Raw genomic sequence first — 19,637 nt, 5'->3', positions numbered from 1 at the left:
GTCAGGCCTCGTCCGCGCTGGGCGGGGCCTGACCGTGGCCGAGCAGTGCTCCCGCCCGCTCGTCGTGCTGCCGCTCGGCTTCCGGGTTGCCGCGCGTGCGCGCCAGCTCGGCCAGTGCCTGGTGGGTCGTCGCGGCGTCGTGCCGGGCCGCGTACCGGTCGAAGACGGCCAACGCGGTGGTCAGCAGCGCCGCCGCCGCGTCGTGTTCCCCGAGCGCGAGCCGCGTTCGGCCGAGCCCGCGGCGCGCGCGTGCGGCGTTGTACGGGTCGGGTTGGGGCAACCCGTCCAGCAGTGCCACCGCTTCGTCCAAGTGGGCCGCGGCTGCCTCGGGTACCCCGGCCGCGAGTTCGCCCACGCCGAACTCGATCAGCAGCAGGGCGACCTCACGCGCGGTACCGCACTGCCGCATCGCCACCAGGGCCTCGGCGAACGCGGCTATCGCGGCTTGGCCCGCCCCACGCGTGTGGTGGAGCAGGCCGAGGTTCTTGTACGCGCTCGCCAAGGCCCGCTGGTCGTCGCGATCGCGGGCGTCGGCCAAGGAGATCGTGATCTCCCGCTCGGCGCTGTCGTGGCGCCCCGTGCTGGTGTAGAGCCTGGCCAGGCGCCTGCGCATCTTGGCGGTCAACCTCGCGTCCCCCAACGCTTCCGCCGCCGACTTCGCCAGCGCGCAGACCTCGATGGCCGCCATCAGCTGCCTGGTCATCGCGAACAACGGTTGCATGGCGTGACCGAGCAGGTATGCCTCCTCCGGCCAGCCCTGGTCGAGGCAGGTCCGCATCACGACCACCACGTCGTTGCGCACCCGGTCGACCCACTCGACGGCACGGGTGTGGTCTTGCGCGCTGCCGGGGACGGGGACCTGGACGTGCCCCGGCCACTCCGGTAGCGGTCGGTTGGGCATCAGCGCGGCGCTGGCGGCCCGGGTGGCGGCGACGTACCAGTCGACCGTCCGGCGCAGGACCGCGGTGGTGTCGCCGCGGTCGGCGGCCAGTGCCTTGGCGTGCACGTGGACGAGGTCGTGCGGGCGGTACCACCCTTCGTCGAGCGGGTCGACCAGACCGGCGTCGACGAGGTCGTCGATCGCGTCCGCGGCGTCCTGGGTCGTCGTCCCCGTCGTCCACGCCACCAGTTCGGGGGTGATCATGCCGGGGCTGAGCCCGATGGCCCGGTAGGCGGTGGCGGCGCCGGGTGGGAGGTCCTGGTAGGCGAGGTCGAAGGCGGCACGCACGGAGTAGTCCTCCTCGGTGGAGAGCACGTCGAGTCGGCGGTGTTCGTCGCGGAGGCGGTCGACCATCCAGGCCAGCGAGCGGCGGGGGCGGGCGGCGATGAGCGCGGCGGTGACGCACAACGCGATCGGCAGGCCGCCGCACATGCGGGTGAGCAGCTTCGCGTTGGGCCGTTCGGCGTCGACCCGGTCGCGGCCGACGAAGGCGGCGAGCAGCCCGAGGGACCGGTCCTGGTCCAGCGGGTCGACCCGGATCGCGACGGCGCCGGTGGCGGCCAGGGCGATCAGCTGGCGCCTGCTGGTCACCACGACCAGGCTCCCCGGCGCGGCGGGGATCAGCACCCTGGCCTGCGCGGCGGAGGTGGCGTCGTCGAGCAGCACGGCCAGCCGCTTGCCCGCCGTCAGCGACCGGTACAGCGCGGCCCGCTCGGCCAGCGACGGCGGGATCGACCCGGCGGGGACGCCCAGCGCGCGCAGGAACCGGCCGAGGACGTCCTCGACCGGGATCGGCTCCCCGGTCGACTGGGTGAGCTCGGCGAACAGCTGCCCGTCCGGGTACCGGTCGGCGATCGTCGCCAGCCACCACAGGGCGAGCGCCGTCTTGCCCACCCCGCCGACCCCGCGCAGCACCACGACCCTGGGCGCGACCGTGTTCTCGCCGCTGATCGAGTCGCCGAGTTCGGTCAATTCCCTCGGCCGGGGGACGAAGTGCGGCGGCGGTGGGTGCAGTTGCCGCGGCACGATCGGGGCAGGCGCGACCGGACCGAAGTAGACGTCGCCGTGGATGTGTCCGGCTTGGACGGTGGAACCACCGACGGGACCGGAGATGGTGTTCCCGGTCTCAGGCCTGTCCTCTCCCATCCAGCCCCCCGGCTTTCAGCGGAAAGCCGAGCGTAACGCAGCAGGATCGCACCGCGGGGGTGGATTGGCGTGAACCGGGTGGTGTTCTTCCGGTGCGGCGGCAGCGATTCCGCTCACACGGGGCAGCGGCGTTGGTGCCGTCGGCCCAGTGGAACCGCTGAGCGGGTGATTCGCGGCCCGTCAGACCAGGTCGACCGACACGGGCACGGCGCTGCCCAGGGTGTGCCCGACCGGTGAGGACGCGATCACCTTCTGGTGCAACGCCGCGATGTCCTCGGCGGGCGCCTGCGAGGAGATGCGGACCTTCGCGGTGATCGAGTCGAACCCGGCGTGCCCCTGCTTGAGGCCGAGGAACACGTGCAGGTCGACGTCGCCGCGCAGGTCGATGGCCACCGAGTCCAGCGGGATGCCCGCCACGGTGGCGTTCGCCGCGTAGCCGACCGCCAGGCAGTTGCCCAGCGCGCTGAGCAGTTGCTCGACCGGGTTGGGCGCGGTGTCCTCGCCGCCGAGGGTGGTCGGCTCGTCCGAGGGTGTCTCGGCGAACCCGCGCACCCGGGCGGTCGACTGGAAACCGCCCTGCCACCGCACGTGCGACGCCCAGGTCGTCCTGGCCTTGGCGCTGTCTTCGGTGATGGCGGCGACCAGGGCGCCGACCGCTTCGATGTTGACGTCGTTGAGCCGGGTTTCCACCGTCATCGTCACTCCCCGAGGTAGGTGACGACAGCGTCCGGCGGTGGGCGACCCGGCGCAACCGCGGACCGCGTTATGGGACGGCGGGCGTTCCGGTTGACACGGAGTCGAGCCGGGAAAGCAGCTGCGCCAACCGTTCGCGATAGATCTCCACGTTCGCCAGCTTGATCTCCTCGTAGCCGCGCACCACGTCCGGCAGCCCGGCGATCTCCACCGCGAGGTCGTAGCGGTCCACAGCGGACACCAGCCTCGGCACCAGCGCCACGTACTCGGTCACCAGTTCCCGCTCCACCTTGCGCAGGTGCGCGTGCCCGAACGGGTCGACGGCCGTGCCGCGCAACCGCCGCATCGCCCGCAGCACCCCGAACGCCGGGCGGGCGGTGCGCTTGAGGGTGATCTTGCGGCGCATCCCCATGGCCCGCAACACCGGCGGGTGCAGCGCGAACCCGACCTGGGTGCCCGCGCCGAACTTCGCCTCGACCTCGGCCTGGGCGGCCAGGTGCAGCCGCGCGACCTCGTACTCGTCCTTGTAGGCCATCAGCTTGAACAGGTTCCGCGCGACCGCCTCCGACAGCGCGGTCGGCAGCCCAGCCGACTGCTCGGCCTCGGCCACCCGCCGCACGACGCCGAGGTAGCGCCGGGCGTACGCCTCGTCCTGGTAGGCCACGAGTTCCGGCAGCCGCACGTCCAGCAGCCTGCGCAGCTCCCCGGAGAAGCCCTCCGCGAGCGGGTGCGCCGGGACGGAGTCGGGGGTCGACTCGTCCAGCCAGGACGGGTCGAGCACCGCCTTGCGGCCCGCGCGGAACGCCTGCGTGGTGGTCGCCACGCCGACGCCGTTGATCTCGATGGCCTTCTCGATCGCCTCGGCCGTCAGCGGCAGCACCCCGAGCTGGTAAGCCGCGCCGATCACCAGGAAGTTCGCCGCCGCCGTGCCGCCGAAGAGGCGCTCGGCCAGGTCGAGCGCGTCGAAGGCGCGCAGGTCGCTGGTCTTCGCGGCGATCTTGGGCACCAGGTCGCCGGGGAAGGCGACGGTGTGGTCGACGACCATCCGGCCGGTCGGGACCTGCGCGGTCGACACCACCGCGACCGTGCGGTCCGGCGCGCACCTCGACAGGGTGGCCTCCGTCGTCGCGGCCAGCGCGTCGAACACCAGGTACCCGTCCGCCGCGCCTGCCGGGACCAGGCCGGGCAGCTCGTCGCGCACCGGCGAGATCCGCAGGTGCGACACCACCGCGCCCGCCTTCTGGCTCAGGCCGGTCTGGTCCAGTGCCCGCGCGTCCATCCCGCTGATCAGCGCGGCGGTGGCGAGCACCTGGTTCGCGGTGACCACGCCCGTGCCGCCGATACCGACCATGACCAGCGCCGCCGAGGTCGGCCGGGACGCGGGTTCCGGCAGGTCAGCGGGCAGCTCGGTGCGGGCGGCGGGCTTCTTCTTGCCGTCGCCGGGCACCACGGTCATGAACGACGGGCAGTCGCCGAGCAAGCAGGAGTAGTCCTTGTTGCAGGACGTCTGGTCGATCTGGGTCTTGCGGCCGAACTCGGTCTCCACCGGCTCGACGCTCAGGCAGTTGGACTTGCGCCCGCAGTCGCCGCAGCCCTCGCAGACCGACTCGTTGATGTGCACCCGGGTGACCGGGTCCGGCGCCAGCCCCCGCTTGCGCTTGCGCCGCTTCTCCGCCGCGCACTCCTGGTCGTAGAGGATCACCGTGACGCCCGCGGTGTCGCGCAGCTCCTGCTGGACCTCGTCCAGGTCGTCGCGGTGGCGCACCCGCACCCCGGGCGCCCACGACGTGCCGCGCGGGTACTTGCGGGGGTTGTCGGTGACCACGACGGTCTTGGCGACGCCCTCCGCGTGCAGCATCCGGGTGACCGCGACCGGGTCGACCGAGCCGTCCGCGTGCTGGCCGCCGGTCATCGCCACGGCGGCGTTGTAGAGCAGCTTGAAGGTGATGTTCGTGCCCGCCGCGATGGCCTGGCGCACGGCGAGGCTGCCGGAGTGGAAGAACGTGCCGTCGCCGAGGTTCTGGAAGAAGTGCGGGGTGTCGGTGAACCGCGCCGCACCGACCCAGCTGACCCCCTCGCCGCCCATCTGGGTGAAGCCGACGCTGCGGTCCATGAACGTGGTCAGCGCGTGGCAGCCGATGCCCGCGCCCGCCAGCGACCCGTCGGGGATCTCGGTGGACCGGTTGTGCGGGCAGCCGGAGCAGAAGAACGGGGTGCGGTTGACCACCGTCAGCGCGATCTGGGACCGGGTCTTGCGCTGCGGCAGCCGCACGTGGTCGCTGCCGAGCCGGTCGGCCAGCAGCGGGCCGAGCACGGTGATCAGCCGGTCCGCCTCCAGTGCGCCGGTGACCGGGATGAGCGCCTTGCCGTCCGGCCCGCGCTTGCCGTAGACCCTCGGCCGCACGGCCCGGTCGAACAGGGCCTCCTTGACCAGCGTCTCGATGAACGCGCGCTTGTCCTCGACCACCACGACCTCGTCCAGGCCGTCGGCGAACCGGCCGACCAGGGCCTCGTCGAGCGGGTGCACCATGCCCAGCCGCAGCAGCCGCACACCGCGCCGCGCCAGCTCACCCTCGGTCAGGCCCATCCGCCCCAGGGCGTCGCGCAGGCTGGCGTAGGTGTGGCCGGAGGCGATGAGCCCGATCCGGGCGTCCCTGACCGCGCCCTCGATCCGGTTGAGCCCGTTCGCGGTGCCGAACGCGACCGCGGCGGCGAGCCTGCCCTCGAGCACCTCCCGCTCCAGGGCCAGCGCTTCGGGGATGCCGACACCGGCCTTGAACGTCGGCTGCCACGGGCGGCCGTTCCACTCGAACTCCGGCACCACGATGTCCGGCACCGCGCCGAGGTCGACCACCTCGTAGGCGTCGCCGATCGCGGTGACCACGGTGAACGCCGTCCACGCGCCGCTGAACCGGGACATCTCGAAGCCGAAGCGGCCCAGCCGCAGCACGTCGGCCACGTCGACCGGCGCCAGCACCGGCATGTACGACTCGGCCAGCGCCATCGTCGAGTTCGACGGCAGCGACGACGACTTGCTCGCCGGGTCGTCACCGGCCACGACCAGCACGCCGCCCTTGGGGGTGGTGCCCATCCAGGTGCCGTGCTTGAACGCGTCGACCGAGCGGTCCACGCCGGGGGCCTTGCCGTACCAGAGGCCGAAGACGCCCTCGAAGCGCGAGCCGGGCAGCTGCGGGGCCAGCTGGGAGCCGTAGACGACGGTCGCGCCCAGCTCCTCGTTGACGCCGGGGATGAACTCGATGTCGTGCGCGGCGAGCAGCTCCGCGTTGCGGTCCAGGACCAGGTCGAGGCCTGCCAGCGGCGACCCGCGGTAGCCCGACACCAGCCCGGCGGTCTTCCAGCCGCGCGCCTGGTCGGCCCGGTGCTGGTCGACCAGCAGCTTGCCGAGCGCCTGGACCCCGGTCATCGCGCCGCGCCCGCTGTCGCGGCTGACCACGTCACCCGGTCGGTAGTCGCTGGCCAGCTCGGGGAGCAACCCGGTCATCGCGTCCACACCTCTTCCGTGCGCCCTGCGCGCTTCTGGCAAGGAGACGGCTCTCTATGAGCGCTGTGCAAGAGTCTGCCCTGATACTTGAGCGGATCGCTCAAAAGCAAGTCGCTCGATAGGGGAAGGTTGCGCATCGTGGGCATGGTGAACCGTCTCGACCTGCGGGTCATCCGGGAGCTCGTCGCGAACCCGCGCGTCGGCATCACCGAGCTGGCCGAACGCCTCGGCATCGCGCGCAACACCGCCCACGCCAGGGTCGGCAGGCTGGAGCGCCAGGGCGTGGTCGGGACCAGGGGCCGCGCGGTCGACTACACCCGGATCGGGGTCGAGGTGACCGCGTTCGTGACCGTGCAGGTCGCCCAGGGGCGGCTGGTCACGGCCATCGAGGACCTGGTCGCGGTGCCGTTCGTGCTGGAGGCGCACGGCATCGCGGGCGACGGCGACCTGCTGGTCCGGGTCGCCGCCCGCAACACCAGGCACCTGCACGAGGTGATCAACGCGGTGCTCGCCTGCCGGGGCGTCATCCGCAGCACGACCGCGGTCGCGATGACCGAGCAGATCCCGTTCCGGGTGGCGCCCCTGCTCGACGCGGTGGAGCGGTCGATCGACGGGTGAGCGCGGCCGTCCCGTTTGGTCACATCCGGATATCGTTCGGCAAATCGCCGGTCCCGTTCTCCGCGGCTGCAGTAGGTTTTCGAGCCACATCCGGCGAAGGGATCCGCCTGTGGACCGTCTCCTGGTCGCGGCTTTCAGCTTTCCTGCAGTCGTTTTCACGTTCCTCCTCGTGGTGGTCGCCGGGTACTGGCTGTTGGTCGCACTAGGAGTGTCCAGTGTGGACGCCGTTGGCGCCGCGGACCCGGAGGCCTTCGGCCTGGGGCGGGTTCCACTGAGCGTGGCGCTGTCGATGGTGACGGTCCTCGCCTGGGTGACCAGCATGGCGGGCGATTTGGTGCTCGGTTCCGCCGAACCGTCACCGCTGTTTCCCGGGGTCGCCGTTCTCGTTGTGGCATTGGCGGCCGCGGTGATCGGAACCCGATTCACGATTCCGGTGCTGAACGCGCTGCTGCCCGCCCGACTCGATCTCGTGGGAACGGATTGCGTCGTGCGCACCGGGCGGGTCGACGGCAGTTTCGGCGCGGCCGAGGTGACCACGGCGGACGGTCGGACGGTGCTGGTCCAGGTGCGGCAGGCGGGCGAGCGGCCGCTGCGCACCGGGGCCACGGCGCGCATCGCGGAGTACGACCGGCGCGGCGGGTTCTTCTGGATCACGGCGTAGGGCGGGTGTCGGTGCGGCGTGGTTGAGTCGGGCCATGGATCACGCCACGTACCTCGCCCACCTGCGGGCGGACAACGCCAGGCTGCGGGTCGCCGCGGCGCACGCGCTCGACCGGCCGGTGCCCAGCTGTCCCGGGTGGACCGGCGCCGACCTGCTCAACCACGTCGCCGAGGTGTACCTGGAGAAGGCGCAGACCATGCGCCTGGGCGCCTACCCGCAGCCGTGGCCGCCGGACCTGACCGGCAAGGACCCGCTGACGACCTTCGACGAGGCCGCCGCCGACGTCATCGCCGAACTCGAGGGCCGCGACCCGGCCGCGCACAGCCTGACCTGGTACGACCCGGACCAGACGGTCGGCTTCTGGGGCAGGCGGATGGCGCAGGAAGCGGTCATCCACCGCATCGACGCCGAACTCGCCGCGGGCGTCGAGTCCGCGGTGGTCCCCGCCGACCTGGCCACCGACGGCATCGACGAGGTCCTGATCACCTTCCTCTCCTTCGCCTCCGCCGCCTACCCGACCGGCTTCGGCGGCGCCCTGGACACCCTCGACGGCCGCACCGTCCGCGTCGAAGCAGGCGCCTCGTCCTGGTACGTCACCCTCGCCCCCACGATCACCGTCGCCCCCAGCGGCACCGCCGCCGCCACCCTCCGCGGCGAACCCGACACCATCCTCCGCTGGCTCTGGCGCCGCACCGACGACGAGAACGTCACGGTCGAAGGCGACAAACTCCTGGTGTCGACCCTGTACGACCTGCTGAAGTCGGCCACCCAGTAGCCGGTCCCCGCGCTTGTTCACCTCGCTGGCCGGGTCCTTCGCGTCTGGCGTGACGGGCGCCGCCCGCCGTCAATTCACCCGGTTCAGCGACAGAAGTTATCCACATCTGGATCTTGTCGACCCCCGTTTCAAGATCCACTGTCGGGGGGTGCCGGTAGAGTGGGACCTGGGACGCCCCCCGGTGAGGGTGGGGGCTGGGCAGGGTCGGGACCGCGCGCGAGGCGGGTTTGGTGGGGGTACCTGCGGCCGTTGGGGCGGTCTGGTGGTGGGGGGTTACCGGGGCTTGGCTGGGTACCGGTGCTGGTGGCTACTGGGTGGCCAGTCGCACGGTGAAGGCGGCGCCGCCTTCGGGGGAGGGGGAGGCGGTGATGGTGGCGTTCATGCGGGTCACCAGGCCGTGGACGAGGGCGAGGCCGATGCCGGTGCCGACGGGGCGGGTGCCTGCGTAGCGGGCGTTGAGCACGCCGCGTTCGAAGGCGATCGGGTACTCCTCCGGCGCCAGGCCCGGGCCGCCGTCGCGCACTTGCAGGACTGCCTCGGTGGCGGTGCTCGTGAGCGACAGGACGATCGGGCGCCCCGGCGGGGTGGCGCGGAGGGCGTTCTCGGCGAGGCCGTCGACCACCTGCCGCAGCCGCCGGGGGTCGGTGGTCGCCCAGACCGGCGTGGGCGGGGATTCGACGGCGAAGCGGACCCCGGCCGCGGTGCAGCGGGTCGACCACACCCGGGCGGACTCGGCGACCAGCGCGGTCAGGTCCACCGGGACCAGGTCGAGGCGGAAGTCGTCCGCGCCGAGGCGGGCCAGGTCGAGCAGGTCGCCGACCAGGCGGTCCAGGCGGTCGGCCTCCTGTTCGATGGTGCGCCCGGCCGCGGTCGCCGCCGGACCGGTGACGACCCCGTCGGCCAGCGACTCGGCGAAGCCCTTCACGGCGGTCAGCGGGGTGCGCAGTTCGTGCGACACCGACAGCAGGAACTCGCGTTGCCGGGACTCGCTGCGGTGCAACGCGTCGGACAGGTCGTTCACCGCGGCGGCGACCTCGGCCACCTCGCGCGGACCGTCGACCGGGGCGCGCAGGTCGCGGCGGCCGTGGGTCATCGAGTACGCGACCGCGGCGGTCCGGCTCAGCGGCCGCGCCAGGCGCCTGGCCAGCACCAGGCCCGCGACCGCGGCGACGAGCAGGCCGATGCCCAGCGCGACGACGATGTTGCGGATCAGCTTGCGCCCCGACCCCTTGACCGTCTCCGCCTCCCGCACCAGCGCGATCGCCCCCCGCGCGTCGGCGGGCCGCAGCTCCACCAGCAGCGTCCGGTTGCCCACCTCGACCACCTGGTGCGCCGGCCCGGTCAGGTCCAGCAGCCCGGCCTGCCGCGCCGCCTTCTCCGCGGTCGCGTCCCCGGTGACGACCACCCCGTTCGGCCTGGCCTGCACCACGGCCACGCCCTGCCCGTTGAGCACCTCGACCATCCGGCGCAGGCCGATGCGGTTGTCGGCGAACTGGCTGACGAACACGTCGGCCTGGTCGGACAGGGTCTGCTGGGTCACCTCGCGGGCGGTCGACACCACCAGCCGCGCCGAGATGAGCCCGCCGACCACCGCCACCACGCCCGCCACCGCCAGGCAGAGCGCGGTGACGCGGACCGCGAGCGTGCCCCTCACCCGCGGTCCGCCGCGTAGCCGACCCCGCGCACCGTCCGAATCGGACTCCCCGCGCCCAGCTTCGCCCGCAGCTGCGCGATGTGGACGTCCACCGTCCGCGTCCCGGCGGCCGCCGCGTACCCCCAGACGGCGCTGAGCAGCTGCGCGCGCTCGAACACCTGCCCCGGTCGGCGCATCAGGTGTGCGAGCAGGTCGAACTCGGTCGTGGTCAGCGCGACCTCGGCGTCCCCGCTCCACACCCGCCGCTGCCCGAGGTCGAGCCGGGTGCCGCCCGCGCGCAGGACCTCACCGCCGACCGGACCGCTCGCCCGGCGCAGCACCGTCCGGACCCTGGCGACCAGCTCGCGCGGGCTGAACGGCTTGGTGATGTAGTCGTCGGCGCCCAGTTCGAGCCCGAGCACCCGATCGACCTCGTCGTCCCGCGCCGTCACGAACAACACCGGCGTCCAGTCGTCGGCGGCCCGCATCCGCCTGCACACCTCGACCCCGTCCACCCCGGGCAGCCCGATGTCCAACACCACCGCAACCGGCCGCAACCGCCGCGCAGCAGCGATCGCCCCCAGCCCATCCACCTCGACGTGCACCCCGAACCCGTCGCGGCGCAGGTAGAGCGTCACCAACTCCGCGATCGCCCGGTCATCCTCGACGACGAGCACCAGCCCACGTCCGACATCGGCGGTCATGCGCGCACCGTACTAGTCGCCTGCCAACTCGGACTCGACGTTGTCCAGTGTGGACTCGATCCCACCCAGCTCCTGCTCCACCGACCCGCTGCTCCCGGGGCCGGTACCCGCGGGCCCGGTGTCCTGGCAGGCCGCGCACCCGAGCAGCAGCACGGCCGCGACGAGCGCCCGTCGCATCACTTGGACCCGCAGTACTTGGCCTTGAACTCCTCAGCCCGCTGCTTGACCTTGTTCAGCTGATCCACCCTGCCCGCCCGCCGCTCAGCCCGCTCCCGGAGCAGGCTGGCTGATGTCTCCCTTCCGGCGGCCTGCTCTTTGTCGGCCCGCGCTCGGAGCCATGCTGCTGAGCCTTTGACGTCGGCGGTGCCGTTGATTCGGTCCAGCAGCTTGGTGGTTCGCTGCTCGATCTTGGGGATCCGCTTCTGGCAGATGTTCGTGACCTGCTCCGGACTGAGCGTGATGGTCACCGGCGTGCTGGGCTGGGCTGCTGCCGTCCCGGCTCCGGTGAGACCGACCCCGATCGTGATGGCGGCGATGATGGCGGCTGACTTGGCTCGCATGTGGGTCCTCCCGCTGTGGTGATGGGGATGACCTTGGTGGGTGGCGGTTAAGGGTGGTGGGGGTGCGAGGTTCGGGTTGTGTAAGGAGGCCGGTTGTCCACAGGCTGCCTGCTTGATCGGGGCGTTCTGTGGGTGCCTCACGGTAAGCTGTATATCGGGGGCTGCTGTGGCGGGTTTGATCTTGAGCTGAGTGGATCCGGCTCTCGGTCTCGCCTGCGGCGTCGACGGTCAACGGCTCGCCTTCGGCATTGGCCTGGGCGCGAGTTTCGAGCTTTGCTCGATGGGGCGAACTTGTTTTGTGCGGGGCCCCTACGGCACCCGGGCAGAACCGCAAAGCAGGGGCCGAAAAGCAGGCCCTGCCGCGAACGACGCTACGTGTGCCGTCCCCCCACGCAAAACAAGTCCGCCCCATCGAGCCGGGTTGGCACCAGCGGATCCGAGGAGCGGTTTCGGGCCAACGTCGTTTGGGGGCACGTTGGACCAACGCTGTGGAGGGGCGTGTTCGGGGCCGACGTCGCCGAGTCTTGTTGGGCGTTGACGGGGGCATGAGGGATATTTGATACTCGCCCATGTCTTCTCGGTGGCCGGTTGTGGTTGCGTTTGCCGCGCTCGGTGTGGCTACGCAGGTGAGTTGGTTGGCTTATGCGGCCACCACGACTGTTGCCGCGCGGCATTTCGGGGTGTCCGAGGAGGCTGTCGGGTGGTTGGCGAATCTGTTCCCGTTGCTCTTCGTGGTGCTCGCGGTGCCGACCGGGATGGCGCTTGATCGGGCGCTCAGGCCGACGCTTGCGGTGGGGGCGGTGCTCATTGCTGCGGGGGCGGTGCTGAGGGTTGCCCAAGATGCCTATTGGGCCGCGCTCGTGGGGCAGGCATTGGCGGCAGTGGCACAGCCGATCTTGGCGAATGCGATCACCAGGGTCGCGGCCGCGTACCTCAGGCCAGAACACCGGCCGCTGGGGATTGCGGTCGGGGCCGGGGCCACCTACCTCGGCATGATCATCGCCATTGGGGTCGGCACGGCCATCCCGACCGATGTGCCCGCTGTCGTGGCGGTCGGTGGGGCGATCTCGGTCGCGGCCGCTGTCGCGGGTCTGTTCGCTCTGCGGGGTGAGCCGCCGTGGCGTCCCGCGTCCGAGGTCTCGCCGCTCAGGGTGGTTCGGGTGCCCGGGGTGCCTGTGCTGGCCGCGATCGTGTTCCTCGGGATGGGATCTTCGTCGCGCTGGCGACCTGGTTGGAGCCGTTGCTCGCGCCCGCGCACGTCACCGCCGACACGTCGGGGCTCATGCTGCTGGTCATGCTGGTTGCGGGGGTCGCAGGGTGTGTCCTCGTGCCACCGTTCGCCGCCCGCAAGGCTGTCGAGCCGCGTGTGCTGCAACTGACCGGTCTCGTCACCGCGCTCGCGTGCATAGCGCTCGGCTTCGCTCCAACGGCGGGGATCGCCGCGAGCCTGCCGCTCGGGTTCCTGCTGCTCTCCGCGCTCCCGGTCGCCCTGGCCATGGTCGAACGCGCCGACCCGGCCACGGCAGGGCCGGTCACGTCCCTCATCTGGATGACCGGCAACGCGGGCGGCGTGGTGGTGTCCCTCGCCGTCGGAGCACTGCTCGGCAGTCCCGTCCTGGCGTTCGCCCTGCTCGCGGCGCTCGGAGTCGGCGCTGCGTTGTTGGCCAGGGGGCTACAGCATCACGAAGATGACGTACCCCGTCCCGAGGGCCATCACGAACTGGCACGCGGCGGCGACGCGGCCGTCCGCGAGCAGACCGGTGCCCCGGTCACCGCCGCGCAGGACCGCCGGTCCCAACCGGACGGCTTGGACGGCGAAGAAGGCCACGAAAGCCCAACCGAGCGCGGGTAGCGCCGCCGAGCCCGTGTGCGGACCGGTCCACGAGACGGACATCGAGTGCGCTGTGTGGGGGACCGCCAGCAGCATGTAGAGCATGCCCAGCCCGGCGACGGCGTGCTGCCAGTCAGGGCCGTGCCAGCCGATCGGGGTGCGGTGGCCACGCAGCAGGGTCGCACCGAGGAACCAAGCGGTCACCAGCGTGAACACAGCCTGCCACCCGGCGGCGGGCAGCGGGCCGCCGACCGGGGAGCACATCACCGCCATGCCGAGGGCCATGGTGGTGTGGGCGGTGTCGACCGCCCGGTGGCAGCCCCGGTAACCGGCGGCGGGCAGCCGTGCCGCGACGACCAGCCGGGCAACGCCGTACCCGGCGATCGCGAGGAACGCCGCGGTGAGCAGCCAGCCGAGCCATACCGGGTCCGCCACGTCGTCCGGCCGGTTACCTGCCCGCCACCAGCACCTGGTCGACCACGCCGTTCTTGACGTCGTCGACGAGGTCGCTGAGCTGGCCCAGGCTCATCTGGATGCGTTGGCCGAAGTCGTCGGTGATCACCACGCGGCGTTCCTCCGGCGCGTCGGGGTCGATCCACAGTTCGGGACAGCCGCAGTTGCACTGCCCGCAGAACGTCGCGATGTGCTTCATGCTGTGCTCAGTGTTCCCGTTCATGCCAGTCACGGTCCCACCAGGGCGGACGGCGATCCAGACAGCAACCGAGCGACTACCGCGCGCACAAGTGGGACCCCCCGGTGACCGCCTGTGTCCACCCCCGCCGGATCACGACCTGGTCGTCGACATCGCCGACTTGGTGGCTCGGGGCATACCGCTGCACTAAGTTCGACTCGACCGGGCAGCGGAGGGGAAGGCGGCGGGGACGTGCGGTTGGGTGTGACCCCGTGGTGACGGCGGCGCCGCAGCGGTCGGCAGGTCCCTCGGCGCTCGGGCGGGTGACCCGCTCGGCGAACACGACCCCCGGGCGGCTGTCGCTGGTGGCCGTCGCGCTGCTCGTGCTCACCGCCGTCACCGGGATCGTGGCCGCGCTGACCGCCCAGGCCAAGCGCGACACCCTCGACGACCTGGTCGCCCACCGCGAGCCGTTGGCGACCGCGGCCCAGCAGATCTTCCGCTCGCTGTCCGACGCGGACGCGACCGCGGCGAGCGCGTTCCTCTCCGGCGGCGTCGAGCCCGCCCCGCTGCGCACCCGCTACGAGTTCGACATCTCGCAGGCCGGTACCGCGCTCGGCAAGGCCTCCGCCGACGTCGGCGGTGACCTCAAGGCCGCCGAGCAGGTCGAGATCCTGTCGCAGCAGCTGCCCGTCTACGCCGGACTGGTCGAGACCGCGCGGGCCAACAACCGGCAGGGCTTCCCGGCCGGTGCGGCGTACCTGCGCGAGGCGTCCGGGTTGATGCGGTCCAAGCTGCTGCCCGCCGCCGAGCAGCTCTACGAGATCAACTACGACCGGTTGCAGGCCGAGCAGGAGTCGGCCCGCTCCATCCCGCTCGCGCCGATCCTGCTGATGGCCGCGCTGGTGGTGGCCCTGGTGCTCACCCAGCGGTACCTGACCCGCCGGACCAACCGGCTGCTCAACATCGGCCTGATCGCGGCGACCGCGGCGGTGGCGCTCACCATGATCTGGGGCACCATCGCGATGATCGTCCTGTCCAGCCACGTCGGCGACGCCGAACGCGGTGGCGCCCAACAGGTCGACGTGCTGGTCCAGGCCAGGATCAACTCGCTCAAGTGCCGCGCGGACGAGACGCTGACCCTGGTTGCCCGCGGCGACGGCCCCGGCTACGAGCAGGAGTGGCAGCAGTTGGCCGCGTCCATCACCGGCGACGGGCAGGGGAACCTGTTGCGCCAGGCCAAGGACCTCGCCTCCAGCGACGCGATGGCAGGCGAGGTCCAGCTCGCCGTGCAGAACGCGCAGGCCTGGGCCGACGCGCACCGCAAGATCCGCGAGCTCGACGACGGCGGCCAGTACGAGGAGGCGGTCAAGGTAGCCATCGGCGACGCGCCCGACAGCGCCGCCGTCGCGTTCGGCAAGCTCGACAAGAACCTGATCACCGCGCTCAACGCCGGGCGCGAGGAGTTCTTCACCCAGACCACGCGGGCGGGCAACGCGCTCACCGGCCTGGTGCCGGGCATCGCGGTGCTCGCCGTGGTCGCGGCCGCCGGGATCACCTTCGGCATCCGCGAGCGGCTGCGGGAGTACCGATGAGGGGCACTGCGATGAGGGGTGTCCTGCTCACCCTGGTGTTGGCGTTCGGCGCGACGGCCTGCGCGTCCTCCGGCAGGCCGGTCGACCTGGCCACGGTGTCCTCTGTGGACCGACCGCAGCCGGTCGGGGTCGAGGTGAACCCGCCGACCACCACCGGCGCCGCCACCCAGGTCCCGCCGTGCGACCCGACCGCCAGCCTGCGCCCGGGCACGACGCTGCCGCAGCCGGGCAACATGCCGACCGGGTCGACCATGCGCGCCATCCAGGACCGGGGGCGGCTCATCGCGGGCGTCGACCAGAACACGTTCCTGTTCGGCTTCCGCAACCCCACCAGCAACGCGCTGGAGGGCTTCGACATCGACCGGGTGCGCGACGTCGCCGCCGCCATCTTCGGCGACCCGAACAAGGTGCAGTACAAGGTGATCACCTCGGCCGAGCGCATCGACGCGCTCAAGAAGGGCGAGGTCGACATCGTGGTCCGGACCATGACCGCCACCTGCTCGCGCTGGGTCGACATCAACTTCTCCACCACCTACTACGTGGCGGGCCAGCGCGTGCTGGTCGACCGCGCCTCGCCGATCACCGGCATCGACCAGTTGGGCGGCAAGCGGGTCTGCGCCAGCAAGGGGTCCACCTCGATCGCCCGGCTGCGCGAGTCGCCTGCCCCGCCGGAGATCGTGGCGGTGGACAACTGGTCGGACTGCCTGGTGATGCTCCAGCAGGGCCAGGTCGTCGCGGTGTCCACGGACGACACCATCCTGGCCGGGATGGTCGCCCAGGACCCGAACGTGAAGATGGTCGGCCCCCGGTTCACCGAGGAGCCCTACGGCATCGGCATCCCCAAGCAGTACGAGGACATGGTGCGGTTCGTCAACGGGGTGCTGGAGCGCTCGGTCACCAACGGCTCCTGGGTGTCGAGCTACACCAAGTGGCTGGCCCAGGCTGGCGACCGCGCCGCGCCGCCGCCCGCCAGGTACCGGGACTGAGCGGAGGTGCCGCGATGACGCACAGGACCACGCCGGGCGAGCCGGAACCCACCCCAAAACCGGCCCGCTGGAACTTCGACGCGCCTGCCCACCCCCGCGAGGAGTCCCCCATCGACGACCCCGCCCCCCCGACCCAGGTCGTCCGCCCGGCCCAGCCGGTGTGGCAGGTGCCTGCGGGCCAGGTCGCGGGTGGACAGCAGGTACCGCTGACCGAGCACGCGCCCGGCTCGCTCCCGGACGCTCAGCCCTCCCCGGCGCAGACCGACGAGCCACTGGCGACGCAGTCTCAGCCCGCTGGGCATGACCAGACCGAACAGGCCGATGAGCGGGTTCCGGTGGGGGAGCCGTTGCCCGCTGAGCAGGTGGACGAGCAGGTGCGGCCCGAGGTGCCGGATGGGCAACCCCAGCCGGTCGCTCACTTCCCGCAAGCGCAGGTGCGGCCCGAGGGGCAGGGCGATCAAGCCTGGCAGCCTGCCCCCGCCGAGCAGTCCCAGCCTGCGGCGCAGTTCCGACCGCCGCAGACAGGACAGCAGTTCCGGCCACCTGCGCCCGGTGAGCAGTCGCAGCCGATGCCGCACGTGCGGCCAGGGCCGCACTCTCGACCGCTTGCCCCGGGTGAGCAATCCCAGCCGATGCCGCATTTCCCACCAGGTCAGCTTGCGCAGCCAGGTCAGCAGGGGCCGCGGTCTCGGCCGTCGCCCCGGCCTCGGCAGGCGCAGCAGTATCCGCCGCCCGGAGGGGTGCCTGGTGGGCAGTCCCAGCTCCCGCCCGCGCGGCGGCCGGGTCGGCATGCTGCCCCAGGTGGTCAGTCGACCGGGCCGCACGCTTTCCCGCAGCAGGGCCAGTTCTCCAGTGGGCCGCACCCGTTCCCGCCCGCCGGGCCGGGTTCGCGGACCGGTTCGCACCCGATCCCGCCGCCGCCCGGGGGCCACTCAGGACAGTTCACCCGTCCGCCCGCTCGTCCGCGCCCCAGGCCCGACACCAGCGCGGCCGACGTCACCGATCGGCACTCCATCCCGGACGAGGCGAGCCCGTTCGCCCCGCCGGACGACTCGCCGTTGACCAGTGTGCTGGCCGAGACCACGCTGACGCAGAGCATCGTGCCGCCGAAGCCGGAGGACGAGCAGGAGCCGCCCAAGACCGAGCTGCTCACCCGGTCCGACACCGGGTCCGGCTCGTTCCCCGGCACCGGCAGGCGGACCGGTTCGCGCGCGTCCGGCCGGGGACGGTTGGGGGCCGGTCTGGTCGAGGTGCCGGTCGTCCCGGTGAAGGACCCGGCCAGCGCGGTGCTGGAGAACCCGGTCGTCGCGGAGAACAAGCGGTTCTGCACCAACTGCGGCGCCCAGGTCGGTCGCGGTGTCGACGGCGCGCCCGGCGAGGCGGAGGGCACCTGCGCGACCTGCGGGCAGGACTTCAACTTCCGGCCCCGCCTGTTCCGCGGCGATCTCGTCGGCGGCCAGTACGAGGTGCTCGGCAGCATCGCCTACGGCGGCCTCGGGTGGATCTACCTGGCCAAGGACCACAACGTCAGCGACCGCTGGGTCGTGCTCAAGGGCATGATCGACACCGGTGACGCGACCTCGATGGCCTCGGTGGTCGCCGAGCGCCGGTTCCTCGCCGAGGTCGAGCACCCGAACGTGGTCAAGATCTACAACTTCGTCGAGCACCCGGACCCCAACACCGGCTCGATGGTCGGCTACATCGTCATGGAGTACGTCGGCGGCCAGTCGCTGCGCCAGCTCGCCCTCGAGCACCACCGGCAGACCGGTCGGGCCGAGCCGCTGCCGATCGGCCAGGTGATCGCCTACGGCCTGGAGATCCTGCCCGCCATCGGCTACCTGCACAGCATCGACATGCTCTACTGCGACCTCAAGCCGGACAACGTGATCCAGGCGGGCGAGCAGCTCAAGCTCATCGACCTCGGCGCGGTGCGCAAGACCGACGACTACGAGAGCCCGCTGTTCTTCACCGCCGGGTACGCCGCCCCCGAGCTGGCCGCCGAGGGCGCCACGATCGCCTCCGACATCTACACCGTCGGCAGGACCCTGGCCGTGCTGTCCATCGAGTTCGCCGGCTACACCACCCGCTACAAGCACACGCTGCCCGGTCCGGACGCCGAGCCGCTGTTCGCGTTGTTCGGCAGCTACTACCGGGTGCTGCACCGCGCCACGCACGCCGACCCGGCCCGCCGGTTCACCTCCGCCGAGGAGATGGCCGACCAGCTGACCGGCGTGCTGCGCGAGGTGATGGCGCTCGGCAGCGGGAAACCGCGCCCCGGTCTGTCCACTGTGTTCGGTCTGGAGACCAAGACCTTCGGTGCGTCCGACGCACTGCCGGTGCCCAGCCCGGCCGAGGTGGCCACCGTGCTGCCCCTACCGCTGGTGGACGCCGACGACCCGGCCGCGGTCGCGCTGGCGAGCATCACCGCCACCGAACCCGCCGAGCTGGTCGCCGCGTTGGCCAGCGCGCCGCAGGACTCGATCGAGGTCCGCCTGCGCATGGTGAAGGCCCGGCTCGACCAGGGCGACCTGCGCGCGGCGGGCGCCGAACTGGACGCCGTGCGCCGGATGCCGAGGTCCCCGGCCGACTGGCGGCCTGACTGGTTCCACGGCCTGCTCGCGCTCGCCAACAACGCCCCGAAGGCGGCGCGGGAGGCGTTTGCACGGGTCTACGACGCGGTGCCGGGCGAGATCGCGCCGAAGCTGGCCCTCGCGGTCAGCGCCGAGCTGGCTGGCGACCACTTCGCCGCGGCGCGGTTCTACGAGCTGGTCTGGCGCACCGACCACTCCTTCGTCAGCGCCGCGTTCGGGCTGGCCAGGGTGTACCTCGCGCAGGGCGGCCGGGCCGGGGCGATCGAGGTGCTGGAGGCGGTGCCAGACACCTCCAGCCACCACGTCGCCGCGCAGGTCGCCGCGATCAAGGTCAAGGCGCGCGGCCACGAGGTGGAGCGGGTCGTCGAGCACGAGCTGCACGACGCCGCCAAGCGGCTGGAGCGGTTGGCGCTGGACGCCGAGCGCAGGACCCGGCTGGCGGCGGAGGTGCTGGAGGCCGCGTACGGCTGGGTGAAGGCGGGCAAGCCGGGCGCCAACCCGTCCAACGCGCAGCGCACCGTGCTGGGTTGCGAACTGTCCGAACGGGAGCTGCGCTTCGGCCTCGAACGCTGCTACCGGGCACTGGCGCGGCTCGCGAGCTCACCGGAGCAGCGGCATGCGTTGGTGGACCAGGCCAACGCCATCCGCCCGCGAACGCTGACCTGATGTCCCCCGCAAGGTGGGCGCTGTAGCTAGAAGAGGTGGTTCAGCGACCCTTCCCGGGGATTGCTGCCCCTCCTCGCGGAGCCCACGATCGGAAGTCCGGATAGG

General features: G+C 72.0%; 17 protein-coding genes. 7 read left to right on the top strand and 10 right to left on the bottom strand.

Features of this window, described 5'->3' with window-relative positions; translation table 11 throughout:
- Position 1: 1 nt before the first annotated feature.
- The 3 genes from BMY07_RS21470 to BMY07_RS21460 all read right to left on the bottom strand — a co-directional run bounded on the left by BMY07_RS21470 (position 2) and on the right by BMY07_RS21460 (position 6,281).
- Complete coding sequence (locus BMY07_RS21470) at positions 2-2,086, bottom strand: NB-ARC domain-containing protein (protein ID WP_092781525.1); 2,085 nt, start codon at positions 2,084-2,086, stop codon at positions 2-4.
- Between the two features lie 180 nt (positions 2,087-2,266).
- Entirely contained in the window at positions 2,267-2,782 is a 516-nt protein-coding gene (locus BMY07_RS21465; protein WP_092781522.1) for an OsmC family protein, read from the bottom strand.
- Positions 2,783-2,849: 67 nt separating this feature from the next.
- The gene (locus tag BMY07_RS21460) at positions 2,850-6,281 is read right to left on the bottom strand and encodes an indolepyruvate ferredoxin oxidoreductase family protein (RefSeq protein WP_092781519.1); all 3,432 of its coding nucleotides are present in this window, start codon (positions 6,279-6,281) and stop codon (positions 2,850-2,852) included.
- A gap of 147 nt (positions 6,282-6,428) precedes the next feature.
- Here BMY07_RS21460 and BMY07_RS21455 point away from each other — a divergent pair, with 147 nt between their 5' ends.
- The 3 genes from BMY07_RS21455 (at position 6,429) to BMY07_RS21445 (ending at position 8,335) form a co-directional block, all read left to right on the top strand.
- Positions 6,429-6,899 carry an Lrp/AsnC family transcriptional regulator gene (locus tag BMY07_RS21455; RefSeq protein WP_177215690.1) on the top strand — a complete coding sequence of 157 codons (471 nt, stop codon included), beginning with the start codon at positions 6,429-6,431 and terminating at the stop codon, positions 6,897-6,899.
- Positions 6,900-7,008: 109 nt separating this feature from the next.
- Positions 7,009-7,560 (top strand): hypothetical protein, encoded by a 552-nt coding sequence (locus BMY07_RS21450; protein ID WP_092781513.1) that lies wholly within the window; start codon positions 7,009-7,011, stop codon positions 7,558-7,560.
- A 34-nt stretch (positions 7,561-7,594) separates the two neighbouring features.
- On the top strand, positions 7,595-8,335 hold the full coding sequence (locus BMY07_RS21445; protein WP_092781510.1) for a maleylpyruvate isomerase family mycothiol-dependent enzyme: 741 nt from the start codon (positions 7,595-7,597) through the stop codon (positions 8,333-8,335).
- A 307-nt stretch (positions 8,336-8,642) separates the two neighbouring features.
- On the opposite strand, the gene BMY07_RS21440 is transcribed toward BMY07_RS21445, so the two are convergent.
- The 4 genes from BMY07_RS21440 to BMY07_RS21430 are packed head-to-tail and all read right to left on the bottom strand — an operon-like array spanning position 8,643 to position 11,232.
- On the bottom strand, positions 8,643-9,989 hold the full coding sequence (locus tag BMY07_RS21440; protein WP_092781507.1) for a sensor histidine kinase: 1,347 nt from the start codon (positions 9,987-9,989) through the stop codon (positions 8,643-8,645).
- Positions 9,986-10,672 (bottom strand): response regulator transcription factor, encoded by a 687-nt coding sequence (locus BMY07_RS21435; RefSeq protein WP_092781504.1) that lies wholly within the window; start codon positions 10,670-10,672, stop codon positions 9,986-9,988. Before BMY07_RS21435 ends, BMY07_RS21440 begins: the two co-directional genes overlap by 4 nt.
- Positions 10,673-10,684: 12 nt before the next feature.
- Positions 10,685-10,849 (bottom strand): hypothetical protein, encoded by a 165-nt coding sequence (locus BMY07_RS34455; RefSeq protein ID WP_177215689.1) that lies wholly within the window; start codon positions 10,847-10,849, stop codon positions 10,685-10,687.
- The gene (locus tag BMY07_RS21430; protein WP_092781501.1) at positions 10,849-11,232 is read right to left on the bottom strand and encodes a hypothetical protein; all 384 of its coding nucleotides are present in this window, start codon (positions 11,230-11,232) and stop codon (positions 10,849-10,851) included. Before BMY07_RS21430 ends, BMY07_RS34455 begins: the two co-directional genes overlap by 1 nt.
- 569 nt (positions 11,233-11,801) lie before the next feature.
- Between BMY07_RS21430 and BMY07_RS21425 the strand changes: the two genes are divergently transcribed.
- Entirely contained in the window at positions 11,802-12,611 is an 810-nt protein-coding gene (locus BMY07_RS21425) for an MFS transporter (protein WP_092781498.1), read from the top strand.
- Between the two features lie 293 nt (positions 12,612-12,904).
- Here the strand turns inward: BMY07_RS21425 and BMY07_RS21420 are convergent, their stop codons facing one another.
- Positions 12,905-13,498 (bottom strand): DUF5134 domain-containing protein, encoded by a 594-nt coding sequence (locus BMY07_RS21420; protein WP_092781495.1) that lies wholly within the window; start codon positions 13,496-13,498, stop codon positions 12,905-12,907.
- Between the two features lie 13 nt (positions 13,499-13,511).
- Positions 13,512-13,739 carry a hypothetical protein gene (locus tag BMY07_RS21415; protein ID WP_092781492.1) on the bottom strand — a complete coding sequence of 76 codons (228 nt, stop codon included), beginning with the start codon at positions 13,737-13,739 and terminating at the stop codon, positions 13,512-13,514.
- A gap of 227 nt (positions 13,740-13,966) precedes the next feature.
- On the opposite strand from BMY07_RS21415, the gene BMY07_RS21410 reads away from it, so the two are divergent.
- Positions 13,967-15,289 (top strand): hypothetical protein, encoded by a 1,323-nt coding sequence (locus BMY07_RS21410; protein ID WP_245782555.1) that lies wholly within the window; start codon positions 13,967-13,969, stop codon positions 15,287-15,289.
- 11 nt (positions 15,290-15,300) lie between these two features.
- Positions 15,301-16,275 carry a glutamate ABC transporter substrate-binding protein gene (locus BMY07_RS21405; RefSeq protein WP_245782554.1) on the top strand — a complete coding sequence of 325 codons (975 nt, stop codon included), beginning with the start codon at positions 15,301-15,303 and terminating at the stop codon, positions 16,273-16,275.
- Here the strand turns inward: BMY07_RS21405 and BMY07_RS21400 are convergent.
- A complete protein-coding gene (locus BMY07_RS21400; protein WP_177215683.1) occupies positions 16,209-17,138 on the bottom strand; it encodes a hypothetical protein in 930 nt (309 codons plus the stop codon). The two genes, BMY07_RS21405 and BMY07_RS21400, sit on opposite strands and share 67 nt — an antisense overlap.
- Before the next feature lie 204 nt (positions 17,139-17,342).
- Between BMY07_RS21400 and BMY07_RS21395 the strand changes: the two genes are divergently transcribed.
- Positions 17,343-19,532 (top strand): serine/threonine-protein kinase, encoded by a 2,190-nt coding sequence (locus tag BMY07_RS21395; RefSeq protein WP_425426339.1) that lies wholly within the window; start codon positions 17,343-17,345, stop codon positions 19,530-19,532.
- Positions 19,533-19,637: the final 105 nt, after the last annotated feature.

It is taken from the genome of Actinokineospora terrae (assembly GCF_900111175.1).
GTDB lineage: Bacteria > Actinomycetota > Actinomycetes > Mycobacteriales > Pseudonocardiaceae > Actinokineospora > Actinokineospora terrae.
Note: the sequence above shows the minus strand (reverse complement) of the source record. Positions and strands in the feature narration are given on the sequence as shown.